This window comes from Neptunicoccus cionae, from assembly GCF_014643735.1.
In the GTDB taxonomy this organism is placed as follows: Bacteria; Pseudomonadota; Alphaproteobacteria; order Rhodobacterales; family Rhodobacteraceae; genus Amylibacter; species Amylibacter cionae.
On the sequence record NZ_BMKA01000007.1, the window covers coordinates 46,695 to 62,381 of the forward strand.

Here is a 15,687-nt window from a genome sequence, read left to right on the forward strand (position 1 = left end):
TCGTGAACGGCTTAGCCGTAGATGACGGCCCGTTGGCTATTCGGGGTTGGTCTTCCGGCTGATCTTCATGTAATAGCGGCCCATAAAAATTTGGAGACCCGATATGTTGGCCGTGCTTTCGCCTGCAAAAAAGCTCAACTTTGACCGGCCTGCGAAGCCGATGCCGGAAACCTATCCGGCGTTTCAGGAGGACGCAAACCGGCTGGCAACGATTGCGCAAAAGCTGAGCGTGGGCGATTTGCGCAGCCTGATGCACATCAGTGAAGACCTTGCCAAGCTGAACAAAGCGCGGTTCGACGGGTTCTCTGCGCAATCCTCGGTGGATAACGCGAAACAGGCGATGTTTGCCTTTGCGGGCGATACCTATACCGGTCTCGAAGCGACGGGTTTTGATGAATCTGATTGCAGTTATGCCCAAGATCATTTGCGGATCCTAAGCGGCCTTTACGGTCTGCTGCGCCCGATGGATATGATCCAGCCTTATCGGCTGGAAATGGGCAGCAAGTTAAAAAATGACGAGGGTGCAACGCTTTATGCTTATTGGGGCGAAAAACTTTGCGGTGCGCTCGACGCGGCTTCTAGTGGTGCGCCTGTGGTCAATCTCGCCAGTAACGAATATTTCAAGGCGGCCAGAGAAAAGAAAATGGTTTCGCCCGTTATCACCCCGTCTTTCAAAGAAGACCGCAACGGTGAATTGAAAATGATCGGGTTCTTTGCCAAGCGCGCGCGCGGGGCGATGGCCCGTTATATCATTAAAAACCGCGTGCAAACGGTAGAAGGCCTGAAGGATTTTGATCTGGACGGATATAAGTTCCAACCGGGTTTATCCGATGAAAAGACCCTGACGTTTACCCGCAGTGCTGGCTGATGCGGGACGCCTTCAGGCTGCGACGCTCTGAAATGGCAGGATAGAAGTAGATTTGTCGGGTTTCTGTGTCGGCTCGGAATGCTAATGATTCTACCATAACGGGCGCCGGTGGCTGGAGGGTTCGTTCGCAGTGCCGTACCTGCCAGCAGAAGCGCCTTGTTCATTTTTTCGCAACAGACGCGACCTACCGGCGTCCCTTCTACTTGTGGTAGTTGACTTTGAAGCTGAAAGGCAGGACAGAGTAGCCCATGTCTTTGTTGTATTCTAATCGGAATTACCGGCTGCTTTTTTCAGCTTCTGCTATTTCGAATCTGGGGGATGGGGTTTCCGCATTGGCCTTTCCCTGGTTGGCGACCCTGATCACGCGGGATCCGGTTTTAATCGGCTATGTCGCTTTTGCGACCCGCCTGCCGTGGTTGCTGTTTTCTCTGCCGGCCGGTGTCATCACCGATCGGGGTGACCGGCAGCGGTTGATGGTGATGGCCGATCTGCTGCGGCTTTTGTTGACGTCCGGTGTGATTGCCCTGATTACCTTTCTGCCGGACCTGCCGCCCGACGATAGGGTGAACTTTTACATTTTGGCGCTCTGCGGCTTGGCCTTTTTGCTCGGCTCTGCCGAAGTGGTGCGGGACAATGCGGCGCAGACTGCGCTGCCCTCTGTGGTCGCGCCCGGAGATCTGGAACGGGCAAATGGCCAGATCTGGAGCATCGAGCAGATTATGGGCAGCTTCATCGGTCCGCCTCTGGCCGGTGTGCTGATTGCCTATGCGGTGCCTGCGCCGTTTGCGCTGGATGCTGTGACATTCGCGGTTGCGGCTTGGGTCGTCTGGCTGATTGTGGTGCCGCCTCGCGCCATGCCAGCCAAGCGCAGCATGGGCGCGGAGGTTCTTGAGGGCTTCAGGTGGCTGATGCAACACCCCAAACTGATGCGCCTTGCGCTTATGTTGGGTGTGTCCAATATGCTTGCGGTTATGGCGCTGACGGTGCTGGTGTTGTTCTCTCAGGAAATCCTCGGACTAAGCGGCGTGGGCCACGGGTTTCTGCTGACTGCGGGGGCTGCGGGTGGTGTCGTCGGGGGGATTGTCTGCCCCGGTATTGCGGCGCGCTTAGGGGCAGAGCGCAGCTTGCAGGTGGTGTTGTGCCTGTTTCCTGTGATGTTCATTCTCATCTATGTGACCTCCAATCCCTGGCTGGTTGCCCTTGCGTTGTTCATCGAGATGTTCGCTGCTTTGTTGTGGAATGTCGTGACGGTATCTTATCGCCAACGCTTGATTCCAGACGGGTTGTTGGGGCGCGTGAACAGCATTTACCGGTTTTTCGGCTGGGGGATGATGCCATTGGGCGCGCTGCTGGCCGGTTGGGTGGTTTCTGTGGCCGAGCCCCAGATCGGGCGGGAGCTTGCCCTGCGGATGCCCTATGCTGTGGCCAGTTGCATTGCCATTGCGCTGGCGGTTTACGGATTGCTGCGGCTGCGGCTGTGACCGGGGGGCGGCCTAGCCGAAATCCCCCTGACAAAACCAGTCCCCTGACCGCGTGCGTGTTTTTGTTTCAAACAGCCAGAGCCGTTCCCCCGTGCGGGTTTCCACCTGCCAGTAGTCTCGTGTGCCGCTGCGCCAGTTGGGGTCGTCCAGCCACCATTCAGGGGAAATCCGTTCAGGGCCGCTGGCATTGCGGGTGTAAAATTCCCGCCGCCGCCAGCGAAAGCACGGGGGCGGAGGCATCGGACCAGAGGCAGGCGGAGTTGTGGCGGTAGAAGACGGCGTGGCCTGATCCGTAACGGGGGTGACAATTTCCGGCGGGAAAAGCGTCACAGGCCGGTGCAGGTAAGTTTCGGGCCAGTGTTTTGCCGGTGCGCAATAAGCTGCAGCCATACGGGTGGCGGTCTTTTCCGGAATATGGCTGTCGGCGGGATGCAAGCGTGTCAGGCTGTCCAACCCGACACGCGCACCAAGCCGCCCCAAAAGATCGCTCATAGCGTCGGTATTGTCGCGGCGTTCGCGGGCGGCGGCCACGGCATCTGCGTGACCTTTGTGCTGGATGTTGGACAAAGGTTCTGTGAGGAACGCCTCCAGCCGCAAGGTGTCGATGCCAAAACCGGCCTCTATATCGGGCAGGCGCAGCAACAGTAGCGGGCGGATGCGGTCGGGATCGTGGTTCGGGCGGGCCAGTCCGATTTCGATGATCTGGACCGTATGATCGGTGCGAAAACACCACAGCCGCAACTGGCGTGCGCCGCGCCCTGCCTTGCGCAGTTTCTCGCAAAGCGGGGGCAGCAGGCGATCCACTCCGGCGCTTATGTCATCTTCCAGACCAATCGGGTCAGGCAGGGACAGGCGGGTGGCAAAATGATGGGTCCGTTTCGCCGGAGAAACCGGTTCGGGATCCACCCCGAGCGCCTGATCCAGCCGCATCACCACATCGCGCCCGAAGCGGCGCACAAGGGCGGCACGGGGCAGGCCGATCAGGTCCGCGACGATCCGCACTCCCAACCGGTTGAGATTGACGCAATCCTGTTGTGACAACCGCAGGGCGGCCACCGGCAGGCGGGAAATGGCGGCGCGGGTTTCGCCCGGTGATGCAATGCTCGGAGCGTCGGGGTTGGCGGCAATCCGGCTTGGTGCGGCGCCTCCCTTTTCCCAATTGCGCCGTTTGAAGGCACGGGAGCGGGTGGCGCGGGCTTCCTGATCAATGGCATCACCGGAGCGATGCGCGCCAGCAGAGTGTCCGGCATAGCGGGCCAGTGCCCAAGCAGCCCCCGGCGTATCGGCAATCCCGAAACGCCCGGTCAGCCGCAGATCGGTCAGATCCTGCGTGATGCTTTCGGCCATGCCGCTTTCCCCGTCAAACAGATGGGCGCAGCCGGTGATGTCCAGCAATAGCGAGGCCGGAGCCTCGCTCGCGACCCAAGGGGTATATTTCCCCGCCCAGCGACGCAAACTGGCCAGAAAAGCGGCTTCTTGCAGCGGGTTTTCCGGCGCGGTCAGCAGTTCGGGGCAAAACGCCCGCGCATCCGAAAGGGACTGTCCCACCTGCAATCCTTCGGCAGCAGCCTCGGGCGAGAGACAGGCCAGTGATAGCGCGTTGCCTTGCTGGGCCACAATCGCAAACGGGTGCAGCAAAGCCCCGTGATGGTTGCGCAGCACCCGTTCGGCAGCAAGATGGGGAAACCAGATGGACAGGATTCGGCGGATCGGCATAAAACTAACAGAGTTGTGTTCCTGTTTTGTTCTTATCAAGATTCGCAGTGCGGAGTCGAGATGATTCCCGCAGATAACCGAACAGACAGTTAGGGCGCAGCCGCTTCTACGTATTCGCGCAGCTTTGTTACGCTGGGGATATGCAGGCTGCGTTTGACCCGCAACAATACGCCAGCGTTGCGCATCCGGCCCATTTCGCGGGCAACGCTTTCGCGCGAAGAGAACACCACAGCGGCCAGTTCGGATTGGGTCGGCGGGCGGTCGATCAACACGGAATCGCCGTTGCCTGCGCGTTTTTCCACCAAATCAAGGATCGCATCGCGAAGCCTTTCATCAGCGGATTTCGCATTGAAATCAATCACCCGCTTGGAGAGCCGCCGCAAATGCCCCACCAGCAGCATCAACAAGGTATAGCTGAGGTCGGGATTCTTGCGCACCAGTACCCTGAACTGTTCAGGTGTGATGCGCGCGACGATACTGTCCCGCTCGGCTATGGCGTCACTGGAGCGGGGGGCTTCGTCGAGCGCCGAGAACTCTCCGATGCAGTCGCCGTTGGAAAAAGTCAGCAAAGACACTTCTCGTCCGGCATCGGTGTAGACCGTCGCACGGATAGAACCGTCGATGACGAAATAAACGTCCATACTGTCCTTGTCGTCTGCCGAAATCAGGAAATGACGGGCACGGTACGTTTTTACCGTCCACAGGGACGACAACTCGTTCCATGACTCATCACTTAAGCGGCCCAAGAAAGACGTGCTTGGAAATGTCAGCTCGTTTCGCTGCATGGTTCTCCCCAGTATTCCCGACACTATGGCGCGGGTATGGATTCAAGAATAGCACCCAAATGGTCAAAAACGGCTGAAAATCCTGATTTTGTCGCATTTAGGCTTGCGGATATGAAAAATGTGGTGAAATTTTCATGTATAATTTCATGCACGGGGAATCATGCCGGATACGTCGCACCACCTTTCTGCATCTCTCGGGGCTGATCTGCGGGCCTTGCGCAAGCTGCGCAATGTGACCCTGACCGCATTGGCGGAGGCTTCGGGGAAATCTGTTGGCTGGCTCAGTCAGGTGGAGCGGGATATTTCCCATCCCTCGATTGAGGAGCTTAAGACCCTCGCGCAAGCACTGGATGTATCCGTATCACTGTTTTTCGGGCAAGCCCCCGCAATTGCGGGGGAAGAGGGCTACGTTGTGCGCAAAGGCGCGCGGCGTCAGATCGGGACCACCAACGATGGGTTGGTCGAAGAACTGCTGTCGCCCGATCTGACCGATGACTTTGAGATGTTCCATTCAACATTTGAGTCCGGTGCGCAGATGGACCATTTTGAAAGCCGCCCGACGCAGGAAGTCGGCTATCTGATTTCAGGGCGGCTGCGGCTGTGGGTTGGGGCGCATCAGTTCGACTTACAACCGGGCGATAGTTTTCGCATTCGCGGCGAACCTTACCGCTGGGCCAATCCGTGGGATCAGGACGCGGTGGCGGTCTGGGCCATCGCGCCACCAGTGTACTGATGCAGCTTTAAGGGAGAGACTGATGAAAACCGGATCGTGCCTGTGCGGCGCTGTTACCTTTGAGGTTAGCGGGGAAATGCGTCCCTCGGTTGCCTGTCATTGCACCCAATGCCGCAAGACCAGCGGCCATTACTGGAGCGCGACACAGGTGCCAAGCGATAGGTTGACCCTGACTAGAAGTGACGGTCTGCAATGGTATCAATCCTCGCCCACCGCACGGCGCGGGTTTTGTTCGGTCTGCGGATCATCGCTGTTCTGGGAAATGGAAAGCGAGGCGGCAACGTCGATTGGCACCGGCACCATTGACGGGGACACGGGCCTGCACACAGAGAAACATATCTTTGTTGCGGATAAAGGCGATTATTACGAGATTGCCGACAGACTGCCCCAGAAGGAACAAACCTGATGTGGGATGTTCTGACCGGATTTGACCCTGCGGTGATGATGGCCTTTATCGGGGCTGGCCTTTTGCTGAACCTGACACCGGGCGCTGATTTCGTCTTTGTCTCGGCCTCGGGCATGTCGGGCGGTCCGCGCATCGGCATGGCGGCTGCTGTGGGCGTCAACTGCGGGATCGCTGTGCATATCCTGATGGCGGCGGCGGGGCTGTCTGCCTTGCTGCTGGCCCACCCTGCCGCCTATAGCGCGATCCGTTATGCGGGGGCGGCCTATCTACTGGTTTTGGCAGTTCAGGCTTGGCGGGCGGATAGCGATGTGGCGCGGGGCCGTGCCGCCCAAAGCGGTACAGCCGCGATCCGGCGCGGGTTTGTGACCAATGTTCTGAACCCGAAAACCGCCCTGTTCATCTTTGCCTTCATTCCGCAATTCACCGATCCCATGATCGGCCCGATCTGGATGCAGATCCTTGTGCTTGGCGCAGTGTTCCAGTTCTTCGGCTTACTTTTCTGTCTCTGCCTTGGCGCAGCGGCAGGTGCTTTTTCGGCGGCTCTGCGCAAGCGGGTCGCAATCCTCAACAAGATAACAGCAATCCTGTTTGGCGGTCTCGCTGCCAGACTGGTGATCGACTAAGGAGTTCAACATGGCTGATTTTCCAACGACTGCACGCGTGGTCATCATCGGCGGCGGCGCTGTCGGGGCGTCCGCGCTTTACCATCTGGCTAAGGCGGGCTGGTCTGATTGTGTCCTGCTGGAAAAGAACGAACTGACCGCCGGGTCCACGTGGCACGCGGCAGGGAATATCCCGACGTTTTCCACCAGCTGGTCGATCATGAACATGCAGCGCTATTCCACCGAGCTGTATCGCCGTCTGGGCGAAGAAGTGGATTACCCGATGAACTACAACGTCACCGGTTCGATCCGGCTGGCCCATTCCAAGGAACGGATGCAAGAGTTCGAACGGGCCGCAGGGATGGGGCGCTATCAGGGGATGGATATTACCATCGAAACCCCGAAAGAAGCGCAGGAGCGGTATCCTTTCCTTGAAGTCCACGATCTCGAAGGGACGCTTTACGATCCTTATGACGGCGATATGGACCCGTCGCAGCTGACGCAAGCGCTGGCCAAGGGCGCGCGGGATATGGGGGCGCAGATTTTGCGGTTCACCCCTGCAACCGGCGTGCGGCGCGAAGGCGATGAGTGGATTGTGGAGACTGAAAAGGGCGAAATCCGCTGCGAATTTGTGGTGAATGCTGCGGGCTATTACGCACAGCGTGTGGGGGAATGGTTCAAGCCCTATGGCGGGCGCACTGTGCCAATGATGGTGATGAGCCACCAGTATATGCTGACCGAAGAAATCCCCGAGATAGAGGCTTATACCAAGGAACACGGCAAGCTGCCTTTGCTGCGAGATGTGGATTCCTCTTACTATCTGCGGCAGGAAAAGACCGGCCTGAACCTTGGCCCGTATGAACGCAACTGCAAGGCCCATTGGGTGACACCAGAAGACCCGATGCCCGAGGATTTCAGCTTTCAACTGTACCCCGATGATCTGGAACGACTGGAATGGTATATGGAAGACGCAATGGCCCGTGTGCCGTTGCTGGGGCAAAGCGGCATTAACAAGGTGATCAACGGCCCGATCCCCTATGCCCCTGACGGCTTGCCGTTGCTTGGCCCTATGCCTGGTGTGAAAAACGCGTTTGAGGCGTGTGTCTTTACCTTTGGCATCGCGCAGGCCGGTGGCGCTGGCAAGGTGCTGGCGGAATGGATCACCGAGGGCGAGACCGAGTGGGATATGTGGGCGGTCGATCCGCGCCGCTATACCGATTACACAGACGAAGATTACTGCGTTCAGAAAGGGATGGAGGTCTACGGCCACGAATACGCCATGCACTTCCCCCACCACGAATGGCCTGCGGGACGGGACAAGAAACTGTCCCCGAACCACGATAAGGTTGTCGAACTGGGCGGCGTCATGGGGGCCTATAACGGCTGGGAGCGGGCCAACTGGTTTGCCAAGGACGGTGATGACACCTCGGAGGACTCCACCCACACGTGGAACCGACAGGGGCCGTGGACCCAGCGCGTGAAAGAGGAATGCGAAGCGGTGCGCGACCATTGCGGTGTGCTCGACTTGCCGGGGTTTTCGCGGTTCTGGATACAGGGCGAAGGCGCTGATGACTGGCTGCGCGGATTTTGTACCGGCGGCATCCCCAAGGCAGGGCGGATGAACCTAATCTATGTATCGGACAGCCGTGGACGGATCTTAACAGAAATGTCCTGCATTCGTCTGGAAGAGAACAGTTTCGTCCTGATCACCGCCGCCACAGCGCAGTGGCACGACGGAGAGCTGATCCGCAATTCCGTGCCCGAAGGCGTGACGGTCCGCGAAACCACCACCGAACGGGACACGCTGATCGTGACCGGCCCGAAATCCCGCGCGGTTCTGTCGGGCATTACAGATGCCGATCTGGAACAGGGCTGGCTGACCCACCAGTGGGCGACAGTGGCAGGGAAAAAGGCGTTTCTGATCCGTGTTTCCTTTGCGGGGGAGCTCGGCTGGGAAATCCACGCCGAAAACGCCGATATGCCGCCGATCTATCAGGCGGTGCTGGATGCGGGGGCCAAGCCCTTTGGCATGTATGCGCTCAATTCCCTGCGGATCGAAAAAGGCTACCGCGCGTGGAAGGGCGATCTGTCTACGGATTACACCCTGCTGGAGGGCGGTCTGGAGCGTTTCGTCAAGCTGGACAAGCCGTTTGAGTTTACAGGCAAGGCTGCGATCCAGAACGAAAAGCAGCAGGGCCGCAAGAAGGCGTTTGTTACGCTGCTGGTGGACGCTGGAGAATCCGATGCGCCATATATGTCAACGCTTTGGCATGACGGGCAGGTCGTGGGTGAAACCACTTCGGGGGATTGGGGCTACCGCGTGAATGCCTCGGTTGCGCTGGGCATGGTGCGGGCTGATCTGGCGGAAGCCGGAACCGAATTGGAAGTGGAAATCTACGGCAAGCGGTTCAAAGCCGTGGTGCAGGAAGATGCGCCGCTTTGGGACCCGCAGAACGAACGTTTGCGCGCCTGATAGAAGGGAGATTACGATGACGATTACAATTCTTGACGGTGGCATGGGGCAGGAACTGCTGCGCCGATCGGCCCATCCGGCCCACCCTATGTGGTCTGCTAAGGTGCTGATGGATGAACCGGAAATTGTGCAAGGCCTGCACGAGGATTTCATCAGGTCCGGTGCGCAGGTGATCACGCTCAACAGCTATTCCGCTACACCGGAACGGTTGACGCGGGACGGCAAGCCGGACTGGTTCGAGCCGCTGCAAAAACGGGCGATTGCGCTGGCCAAGGCGGCGCGGGACGGGATTGATCCTTCGGTGAAGATCGCAGGGTGTCTGCCGCCGTTGCGGGCATCCTATCGTCCTGACCTGTCGCCGGATTTTGAAGACAATTTGCGCCGTTACCAAGAAATCGTGGCGGTACAAAAGGATCATGTGGATCTGATCCAATGCGAAACCATGTCCTCCATCGCCGAGGCAACGGCGGCCTGTACCGCAGCCGTGGAAACCGGTCTTCCGGTCTGGCTGGGCCTATCGGTGGCTGATGATGCCAGCAACACGTTGCGGTCAGGCGAGCCACTGGAACAGGCGCTCGACGCGGTAGAGGGGCTGGGGGCGGCGGCGATCCTGCTGAACTGCTCCATCCCCGAAGCGATCAGCGCTGCCCTGCCACTGGTGGCACAACGGGGCGTTCGGTTCGGCGCATACGCCAACGGGTTCACGTCAATTTCGGCCTTACAGCCCGGCGGAACAGTGGATGGATTGCAAGCACGCACCGATCTGGGGCCAGCGGCATACGCCGATTTTGCGGCGGAATGGGTCAGCCTTGGCGCAACCATAATCGGTGGCTGTTGCGAGGTCGGACCAGACCATATTGCCGAACTCAGCCGGAGGTTTGCAGGATGAAACTGCCCAAATCAGCGATTGAAACCATCGAAATGTGGCGCCTTGGTTTCGTGGCCACGGTCACAGCAGGGGGGCGACCCAATGTTTCACCCAAAGGCACGTTCGTGGTGCTGGACGAACAAACCATTGCCTTTGGTGAAATCCGTTCGCCGCAGACCATAACCAATCTGACCAACATGCCCGAACTGGAAGTGAACTTCGTGGATCAATTCACCCGCAAAGGTGTGCGGGTGCGCGGCGAAGCGCAGATGGTGCGGCGTGGGACGGAGGAATTTGATACGCTGATCGGCCATTGGGAAACCCTGTGGGGTGATCTGGCAGCGCGGATCAATGTGATCGTGAAAATTCCTGTGTCAGAGGCAAAACCCCTGAGCACACCACCCTATGATGACGGCGCAACCGAAGCTGAAATGATCGCCACCTACAAGACCAAATTTGCGGAGTTCTACCCATGAGCAATGTACCGGATCAGGCCCGCGTGGTCATTGTCGGCGGCGGTGTGATCGGCTGTTCCGTGGCCTATCACCTGACCAAACTGGGCTGGAAGGATGTGGTTCTGCTGGAGCGCAAGCAGTTGACCAGCGGCACCACATGGCACGCGGCAGGGCTGATTGCGCAGCTTCGCGCAACGGCAAATATGACCAAACTGGCGAAATACTCGCAGGAATTGTACGGCAATCTGGAAGCGGAAACAGGCGTGGCCACAGGCTTTAAGCGCTGCGGTTCGATCACCGTTGCCCTGACCGATGAACGGCGCGAGGAAATCTTTCGTCAAGCCAGCATGGCGCGGGCCTTCGGGGTTGAGGTTGAAGAAATCTCGCCCGCCGAGGTGAAAGCCAAATACGAACACCTCAACATTGACGACGTAAAGGCGGGTGTCTGGCTGCCGCTGGACGGGCAGGGCGATCCGGCCAATATCGCACTGGCGCTGGCCAAAGGTGCGCGCAATCGCGGTGCCCGCGTGATTGAACGCACCAAAGTCACGGGAATGAGCAAACAGGGCCGGAAAATCACTGGCGTGGACTGGGTGGCAGAGGATGGCGAGAGCGGCCATATCAAGGCGGATATGGTGGTGAATTGCGGTGGCATGTGGGGGCATGAACTGGGCCGTATGGCAGGGGTGAACGTGCCGCTCCATGCTTGCGAACACTTCTATATCGTCACCGAAGCGATCCCCGGTCTGACCCAGATGCCCGTGCTGCGGGTGCCCGACGAATGCGCCTATTACAAGGAAGATGCAGGCAAATATCTGTTGGGCGCGTTTGAACCGAATTCCAAACCTTGGGGCATGAACGGCATCCCCGACAATTTCGAGTTTGACCAACTGCCCGAGGATTTCGACCACTTCGAGCCGATCCTAGAAGCCGCCTGCGAACGTATACCGATGCTGGCTGAGGCAGGAATTCACACATTCTTTAACGGTCCGGAAAGCTTTACCCCCGATGATGCCTATCATCTGGGGTTGGCACCAGAGATGGACAATGTCTGGGTCGCGGCGGGCTTTAATTCCATCGGTATCCAGTCGGCAGGTGGCGCGGGCATGGCGCTGGCGCAATGGATGGATGAAGGGCAGAAACCCTTTGATCTCGGGGATGTAGACATCAGCAGGATGCAGCCGTTTCAGGGCAACAAACACTATCTGTTTGAACGCTCCAAGGAAACGCTGGGGCTGCTCTATGCGGATCACTTCCCCTATCGCCAGAAGGCTACGGCGCGTGGGGTGCGGCGCACGCCGTTCCATCATCACCTGTTGGAACAGGGCGCTGTGATGGGCGAAATCGCCGGATGGGAGCGGGCCAACTGGTTTGCAAATGAAGGGCAGAAGGCGGAATACGAATATTCGTGGAAGCGGCAGAACTGGTTTGAAAATTCCGCTGCCGAACACCGCGCCATTCGTGAAAACGTGGGGATGTATGATATGTCCTCCTTCGGGAAAATCCGTGTGGAAGGGCCGGATGCCGAGGTGTTCCTGAACTATGTCGGGGGCGGGGATTATTCGGTGCCTGTGGGCAAGATCGTCTACACGCAGTTCCTGAACAGTCGTGCGGGGATTGAGGCAGATGTGACCGTCACTCGACTGTCCGAAACCGCCTATCTGGTGGTGACACCCGCAGCGACACGACTGGCGGATCAGACATGGATGGAACGCCACACTGGCGATTTCCGCGTGGTGATTACTGATGTGACAGCAGGTGAAGGTGTGCTGGCGGTGATGGGACCGAACAGCCGTGCACTTCTGGAAAGGGTCTCTCCCAACGACTTTTCTAATGCTGTTAACCCTTTCGGCACGGCGCAAGAGATCGAACTCGGCATGGGGCTGGCACGGGTGCATCGCGTGACCTATGTGGGGGAGCTCGGCTGGGAGATTTACGTGTCTTCCGATATGGCGGGTCACGCGTTTGACACGTTGCACGCGGCGGGGCAGGATATGGGGCTAAAGCTGTGCGGGATGCATATGATGGACAGTTGCCGCCTGGAAAAAGGCTTTCGCCACTTTGGTCATGACATCACCTGCGAAGATCACGTGCTTGAGGCTGGACTGGGGTTTGCGGTGAAAACCTCCAAACCCGATTTCATCGGCCGCGATGCGGTGCTGGCCAAGAAAGAGGCGGGCTTGAACGCGCGCATGGTGCAGTTCCGCCTGAAAGACCCTGAACCGTTGCTCTATCATAACGAACCTATTGTTCGGGACGGCGAAATTGTCGGGTATCTGTCGTCAGGCAGTTACGGGCACACGCTCGGCGCGGCGATCGGGATGGGTTATGTGCCGTGTAAGGGCGAAACGCTGGACCAGCTTCTCGGGTCCAGTTTTGAGATCGAAGTCGCCGGTGTGCGCTTTGCGGCCGAGGCCCAAACCCGCCCTTGGTATGACCCGAAAGGCGAGCGGGCCAAAGCGTAACCCGATCACATCAGGCATCCCGCAAACGGGGTGCCTGCGCGCGGTTTATACGATCAGGTCATCAGCCAGCGCTTCGAGCGTGGTGTCGCGAACCGTCAGCACGGTGCGGGCGGGGAATTTGATCACTACGTCATCGCCGTTCTGATTTGCACGGGTCAGAGCCTCTTCGACTGTATCAAAACCGAAACCGGTCAGGTCGATGGTGTCTTTGTCGTCCTCAAAATCCAGAATGACATCCTTGCCAAAACCCGGCGCAAAGACAAAGATATCCGCGCCACTGCCGCCTTCCAACTTGTCCTTGCCGCGGTCACCGGACATCCGGTCTTTGCCAGCGCCGCCAATCAGTTTGTCATGGCCTGCACCCCCAAAAAGACGATCCGCACCATTGCCCCCGTCAAGCAGGTCACGTCCGCCAAGACCGAACAGTTTGTCGTTGCCGCCGTTCCCCTTGAGCGTGTTCTTACCCTCGGTGCCGGTCAGTTTATCCTTGCCCTTGTCAGAGCCTTCCAGCTTTTCAAAGCCGGTAACGCTGTCGCCTTTGGCACCGCGCCCCGTAGCGCCGGTGGCCAGATTAACCATCACGCCCCGCGCGGTTTCGTAGGACAGGGTGTCTACCCCGTCACCGCCGTCAAAGCTGTCCTTGCCAGCGCCTGCGAAAACGAAATCCTTGCCGGCACCTGCATCTACCGTGTCATTGCCAAAACCGTCATAAATGCGGTCGTTGCCTTCCTTCGTGCGGATCACATCATTACCGCCTTTGGCAATCACAATATCATTGATGTCCCGCCCCAAAAGCCACTCGCCGCTGTTCGTGCCGGACTGTTCAACCGCTTTGTATTTGCCAACCCATCGGGCCTGCAAATCGGCGGTGCCATAAACCAGTTGGGTCGCTTCGATATCCAAAGTGCCGAGTGTGGTGGTGGAGCGGGAGCGGTCATAGGACATCACGGTGTAAATGCCGCTGTCATAGGCGTCATCAATCACGGGTTCGCGTTCGAACGGGTGTTTCAGACCGATGGCATGGCCGATTTCGTGGATCAGGATCGAATACCCGCGAATGCCCGGGGCCATAGAATTGGCATCTGCCTGATAGAAATTGGCGTTCATGAAAATATCGCCGCCCATATTGTGGTGGGTGTTCTCTAGTAGCCATTCGCCGTCCACGAACTCTGCGTACCTGTATTGCGGGTAATACCCCCAACCGGAGACCTGATTGCCGACAGAATTCAGGTTTCCTGTCATGTCAAACATGGCCATCTGGATGTCACCACCGATCTTTTCCGGCACGCGCACGAAATCAATCCCCGAAGCATCGCCCCAAGTGGTCAGCGCCTGTTCGATATGGGCGATGTGGCTTTCCGTGAAGCCGGCGAAACCGGGCCGCTCGTCGGTGTCATAGGCGTTTTGTTCTGCGGGAAAGCTGTAAGTGACAACCACAGAAGTGCCAAGCGGAGCTTCGATGTTCCAGCGGCGGTCTATGTCAGTGCCAAGAAGCGAGAGAACTTCGTTTGAAATTTCCATAATAATACCTGAATTTTATTTAGGGCGGTGCGCGATATGCACCGCCGTCCCAAGATCTATAGGGCAGGAATGGTCCGCGTGTCACCTGCCAGTTGTTCGGCTGGCGAAACTCAGCTCAGCGCGTTGCGGAACTCCAGAAAGCGGGCGTCTGTCTGGACCCGAGCCATCATCGCGTCCTTCAGCGCACCGATGGATTTATAGGGGCGCATCACGACTTCAAAGTTGATGATCTTCCCCTCGTCATCCAGCGTCAGCAGGTCCACGCCAACAGCGTCGAGCTCCCCGATCTTGCACTGGAACTCCAGCGCCCAATCTTTGCCTTCGCCCATTACGCGGCGGTATTTGAAATCTTCAAACACTTGCCCCACATGGCCCAACACAGCAGCCACAGGTTCCTTGCCGGTCCAAGTGGCGAAGTAGGTGGGGGGGCGGAATTCGACCTGATCGGCCAGTATGGTCAGCATTCCGGCTTCGTCGCCTTTGCTGGCAACTTCCGTGAATTTTTCTATGGTCGGGTGCATGGGTGTCCTCCTTTGTTGCAGACAGCTTAGGAGGGTGATCTGTTTTCGGGCAAGCCTGACCTTGCGCAACTTTCCCTTTTGCAGCGTTGGGTATATGGCGGGGCGATGAAACCGCCGTTCCAATATATGCCCCCGACTGATCCGGTGCAGGTGCTTTACCGTGACGATGATCTGTTGTTTGTGGACAAACCTGCGGGCCTGCTATCTGTGCCGGGACGTTTGCCCGAACATAAAGACAGCCTGTTAAACCGGTTGCAGGCCGAAGATCCGCAGGTGCGGTTGGTGCATCGGCTGGATATGGACACATCCGGCGTGATGGTTTTTGCCCGCACAGCGGCGGCGCAGCGGGCGTTGAACTGGCAGTTTGAAACCCGAAGCGCGGCGAAAACCTACATCGCGGAAATTTCGGGGCATCCGCGAGCGGAAAGCGGTACAATTGATGCGCCAGTGATGAAGGACTGGCCGAACCGTCCGTTGCAAAAAATTGATCCCGAAGGCAAACCTTCGCGCACGGACTGGCGGGTGATGCGGCGGCTGGCGCAGACGACATTGGTAGAACTGATCCCGCTGACAGGGCGCAGCCACCAGTTGCGTCTGCATATGGCCCATATCGGCCACGCGATTGTGGGGGACAGGTTCTACGCAACGCCTGATGTGGCCGAAAGCAGCCCTCGCCTGCATCTCCATGCCTATCAACTGACCTGTGAGCTGCCAACAAGTGGGGCGGCTTATACCGCAGCGGCCCCTTGCGCCTTTGCACGGGAATTTACGAACCCCTGACTTGATGCCGCGC

At 58.3% G+C, this 15,687-nt stretch carries 14 protein-coding genes; 10 read left to right on the forward strand and 4 right to left on the reverse strand.

Annotated elements, in window-relative coordinates:
• Positions 1 to 103: 103 nt before the first annotated feature.
• Together yaaA and IEX10_RS17215 are read left to right on the forward strand one after the other, a co-directional pair.
• Positions 104 to 868: a peroxide stress protein YaaA gene (gene yaaA / locus IEX10_RS17210; RefSeq protein ID WP_188678221.1), complete on the forward strand. Its 765-nt coding sequence runs from the start codon at positions 104 to 106 to the stop codon at positions 866 to 868.
• A 248-nt stretch (positions 869 to 1,116) separates the two neighbouring features.
• Complete coding sequence (locus tag IEX10_RS17215; RefSeq protein WP_188678223.1) at positions 1,117 to 2,349, forward strand: MFS transporter; 1,233 nt, start codon at positions 1,117 to 1,119, stop codon at positions 2,347 to 2,349.
• A 12-nt stretch (positions 2,350 to 2,361) separates the two neighbouring features.
• Here the strand turns inward: IEX10_RS17215 and IEX10_RS17220 are convergent, their stop codons facing one another.
• Positions 2,362 to 4,065 carry a Y-family DNA polymerase gene (locus IEX10_RS17220; RefSeq protein WP_188678225.1) on the reverse strand — a complete coding sequence of 568 codons (1,704 nt, stop codon included), beginning with the start codon at positions 4,063 to 4,065 and terminating at the stop codon, positions 2,362 to 2,364.
• Between the two features lie 89 nt (positions 4,066 to 4,154).
• Positions 4,155 to 4,850, reverse strand: a complete 696-nt coding sequence (locus tag IEX10_RS17225; protein ID WP_188678227.1) for a Crp/Fnr family transcriptional regulator — start codon at positions 4,848 to 4,850, stop codon at positions 4,155 to 4,157.
• 160 nt (positions 4,851 to 5,010) lie between these two features.
• Here IEX10_RS17225 and IEX10_RS17230 point away from each other — a divergent pair, with 160 nt between their 5' ends.
• From IEX10_RS17230 to IEX10_RS17260, 7 genes are read left to right on the forward strand one after another with little or no spacing between them, the layout of a single operon-like run.
• The gene (locus IEX10_RS17230) at positions 5,011 to 5,583 is read left to right on the forward strand and encodes a helix-turn-helix domain-containing protein (protein WP_188678229.1); all 573 of its coding nucleotides are present in this window, start codon (positions 5,011 to 5,013) and stop codon (positions 5,581 to 5,583) included.
• 22 nt (positions 5,584 to 5,605) lie between these two features.
• Positions 5,606 to 5,989: a GFA family protein gene (locus IEX10_RS17235; protein ID WP_188678231.1), complete on the forward strand. Its 384-nt coding sequence runs from the start codon at positions 5,606 to 5,608 to the stop codon at positions 5,987 to 5,989.
• Complete coding sequence (locus IEX10_RS17240; protein ID WP_188678233.1) at positions 5,989 to 6,612, forward strand: LysE family translocator; 624 nt, start codon at positions 5,989 to 5,991, stop codon at positions 6,610 to 6,612. Before IEX10_RS17235 ends, IEX10_RS17240 begins: the two co-directional genes overlap by 1 nt.
• Positions 6,613 to 6,622: 10 nt before the next feature.
• Entirely contained in the window at positions 6,623 to 9,064 is a 2,442-nt protein-coding gene (locus tag IEX10_RS17245) for a GcvT family protein (RefSeq protein WP_188678235.1), read from the forward strand.
• Positions 9,065 to 9,080: 16 nt separating this feature from the next.
• Positions 9,081 to 9,953 carry a homocysteine S-methyltransferase family protein gene (locus IEX10_RS17250; RefSeq protein ID WP_188678237.1) on the forward strand — a complete coding sequence of 291 codons (873 nt, stop codon included), beginning with the start codon at positions 9,081 to 9,083 and terminating at the stop codon, positions 9,951 to 9,953.
• Positions 9,950 to 10,408: a pyridoxamine 5'-phosphate oxidase family protein gene (locus IEX10_RS17255; RefSeq protein WP_188678239.1), complete on the forward strand. Its 459-nt coding sequence runs from the start codon at positions 9,950 to 9,952 to the stop codon at positions 10,406 to 10,408. Before IEX10_RS17250 ends, IEX10_RS17255 begins: the two co-directional genes overlap by 4 nt.
• Positions 10,405 to 12,852, forward strand: coding sequence for a GcvT family protein (locus IEX10_RS17260; RefSeq protein WP_188678241.1), 2,448 nt, complete (start codon positions 10,405 to 10,407; stop codon positions 12,850 to 12,852). The genes IEX10_RS17255 and IEX10_RS17260 overlap by 4 nt, the downstream gene beginning before the upstream one ends.
• A gap of 45 nt (positions 12,853 to 12,897) precedes the next feature.
• On the opposite strand, the gene IEX10_RS17265 is transcribed toward IEX10_RS17260, so the two are convergent.
• Together IEX10_RS17265 and IEX10_RS17270 are read right to left on the reverse strand one after the other, a co-directional pair.
• On the reverse strand, positions 12,898 to 14,373 hold the full coding sequence (locus tag IEX10_RS17265; RefSeq protein WP_188678243.1) for a matrixin family metalloprotease: 1,476 nt from the start codon (positions 14,371 to 14,373) through the stop codon (positions 12,898 to 12,900).
• A gap of 110 nt (positions 14,374 to 14,483) precedes the next feature.
• A complete protein-coding gene (locus IEX10_RS17270) occupies positions 14,484 to 14,894 on the reverse strand; it encodes a nuclear transport factor 2 family protein (protein WP_188678246.1) in 411 nt (136 codons plus the stop codon).
• A gap of 105 nt (positions 14,895 to 14,999) precedes the next feature.
• Between IEX10_RS17270 and IEX10_RS17275 the strand changes: the two genes are divergently transcribed.
• On the forward strand, positions 15,000 to 15,674 hold the full coding sequence (locus tag IEX10_RS17275; RefSeq protein ID WP_188678248.1) for an RluA family pseudouridine synthase: 675 nt from the start codon (positions 15,000 to 15,002) through the stop codon (positions 15,672 to 15,674).
• The last annotated feature ends 13 nt before the right edge of the window (positions 15,675 to 15,687 follow it).

Excerpts from the sequence above, each read along its gene's own strand:
- yaaA (WP_188678221.1), top strand. The coding sequence starts at position 104 with ATGTTGGCCGTGCTTTCGCCTGCAAAAAAGCTCAACTTTGACCGGCCT.
- IEX10_RS17215 (WP_188678223.1), top strand. The coding sequence starts at position 1,117 with ATGTCTTTGTTGTATTCTAATCGGAATTACCGGCTGCTTTTTTCAGCT.
- IEX10_RS17220 (WP_188678225.1), bottom strand. The coding sequence starts at position 4,065 with ATGCCGATCCGCCGAATCCTGTCCATCTGGTTTCCCCATCTTGCTGCC.
- IEX10_RS17225 (WP_188678227.1), bottom strand. The coding sequence starts at position 4,850 with ATGCAGCGAAACGAGCTGACATTTCCAAGCACGTCTTTCTTGGGCCGC.
- IEX10_RS17230 (WP_188678229.1), top strand. The coding sequence starts at position 5,011 with ATGCCGGATACGTCGCACCACCTTTCTGCATCTCTCGGGGCTGATCTG.
- IEX10_RS17235 (WP_188678231.1), top strand. The coding sequence starts at position 5,606 with ATGAAAACCGGATCGTGCCTGTGCGGCGCTGTTACCTTTGAGGTTAGC.
- IEX10_RS17240 (WP_188678233.1), top strand. The coding sequence starts at position 5,989 with ATGTGGGATGTTCTGACCGGATTTGACCCTGCGGTGATGATGGCCTTT.
- IEX10_RS17245 (WP_188678235.1), top strand. The coding sequence starts at position 6,623 with ATGGCTGATTTTCCAACGACTGCACGCGTGGTCATCATCGGCGGCGGC.
- IEX10_RS17250 (WP_188678237.1), top strand. The coding sequence starts at position 9,081 with ATGACGATTACAATTCTTGACGGTGGCATGGGGCAGGAACTGCTGCGC.
- IEX10_RS17255 (WP_188678239.1), top strand. The coding sequence starts at position 9,950 with ATGAAACTGCCCAAATCAGCGATTGAAACCATCGAAATGTGGCGCCTT.
- IEX10_RS17260 (WP_188678241.1), top strand. The coding sequence starts at position 10,405 with ATGAGCAATGTACCGGATCAGGCCCGCGTGGTCATTGTCGGCGGCGGT.
- IEX10_RS17265 (WP_188678243.1), bottom strand. The coding sequence starts at position 14,373 with ATGGAAATTTCAAACGAAGTTCTCTCGCTTCTTGGCACTGACATAGAC.
- IEX10_RS17270 (WP_188678246.1), bottom strand. The coding sequence starts at position 14,894 with ATGCACCCGACCATAGAAAAATTCACGGAAGTTGCCAGCAAAGGCGAC.
- IEX10_RS17275 (WP_188678248.1), top strand. The coding sequence starts at position 15,000 with ATGAAACCGCCGTTCCAATATATGCCCCCGACTGATCCGGTGCAGGTG.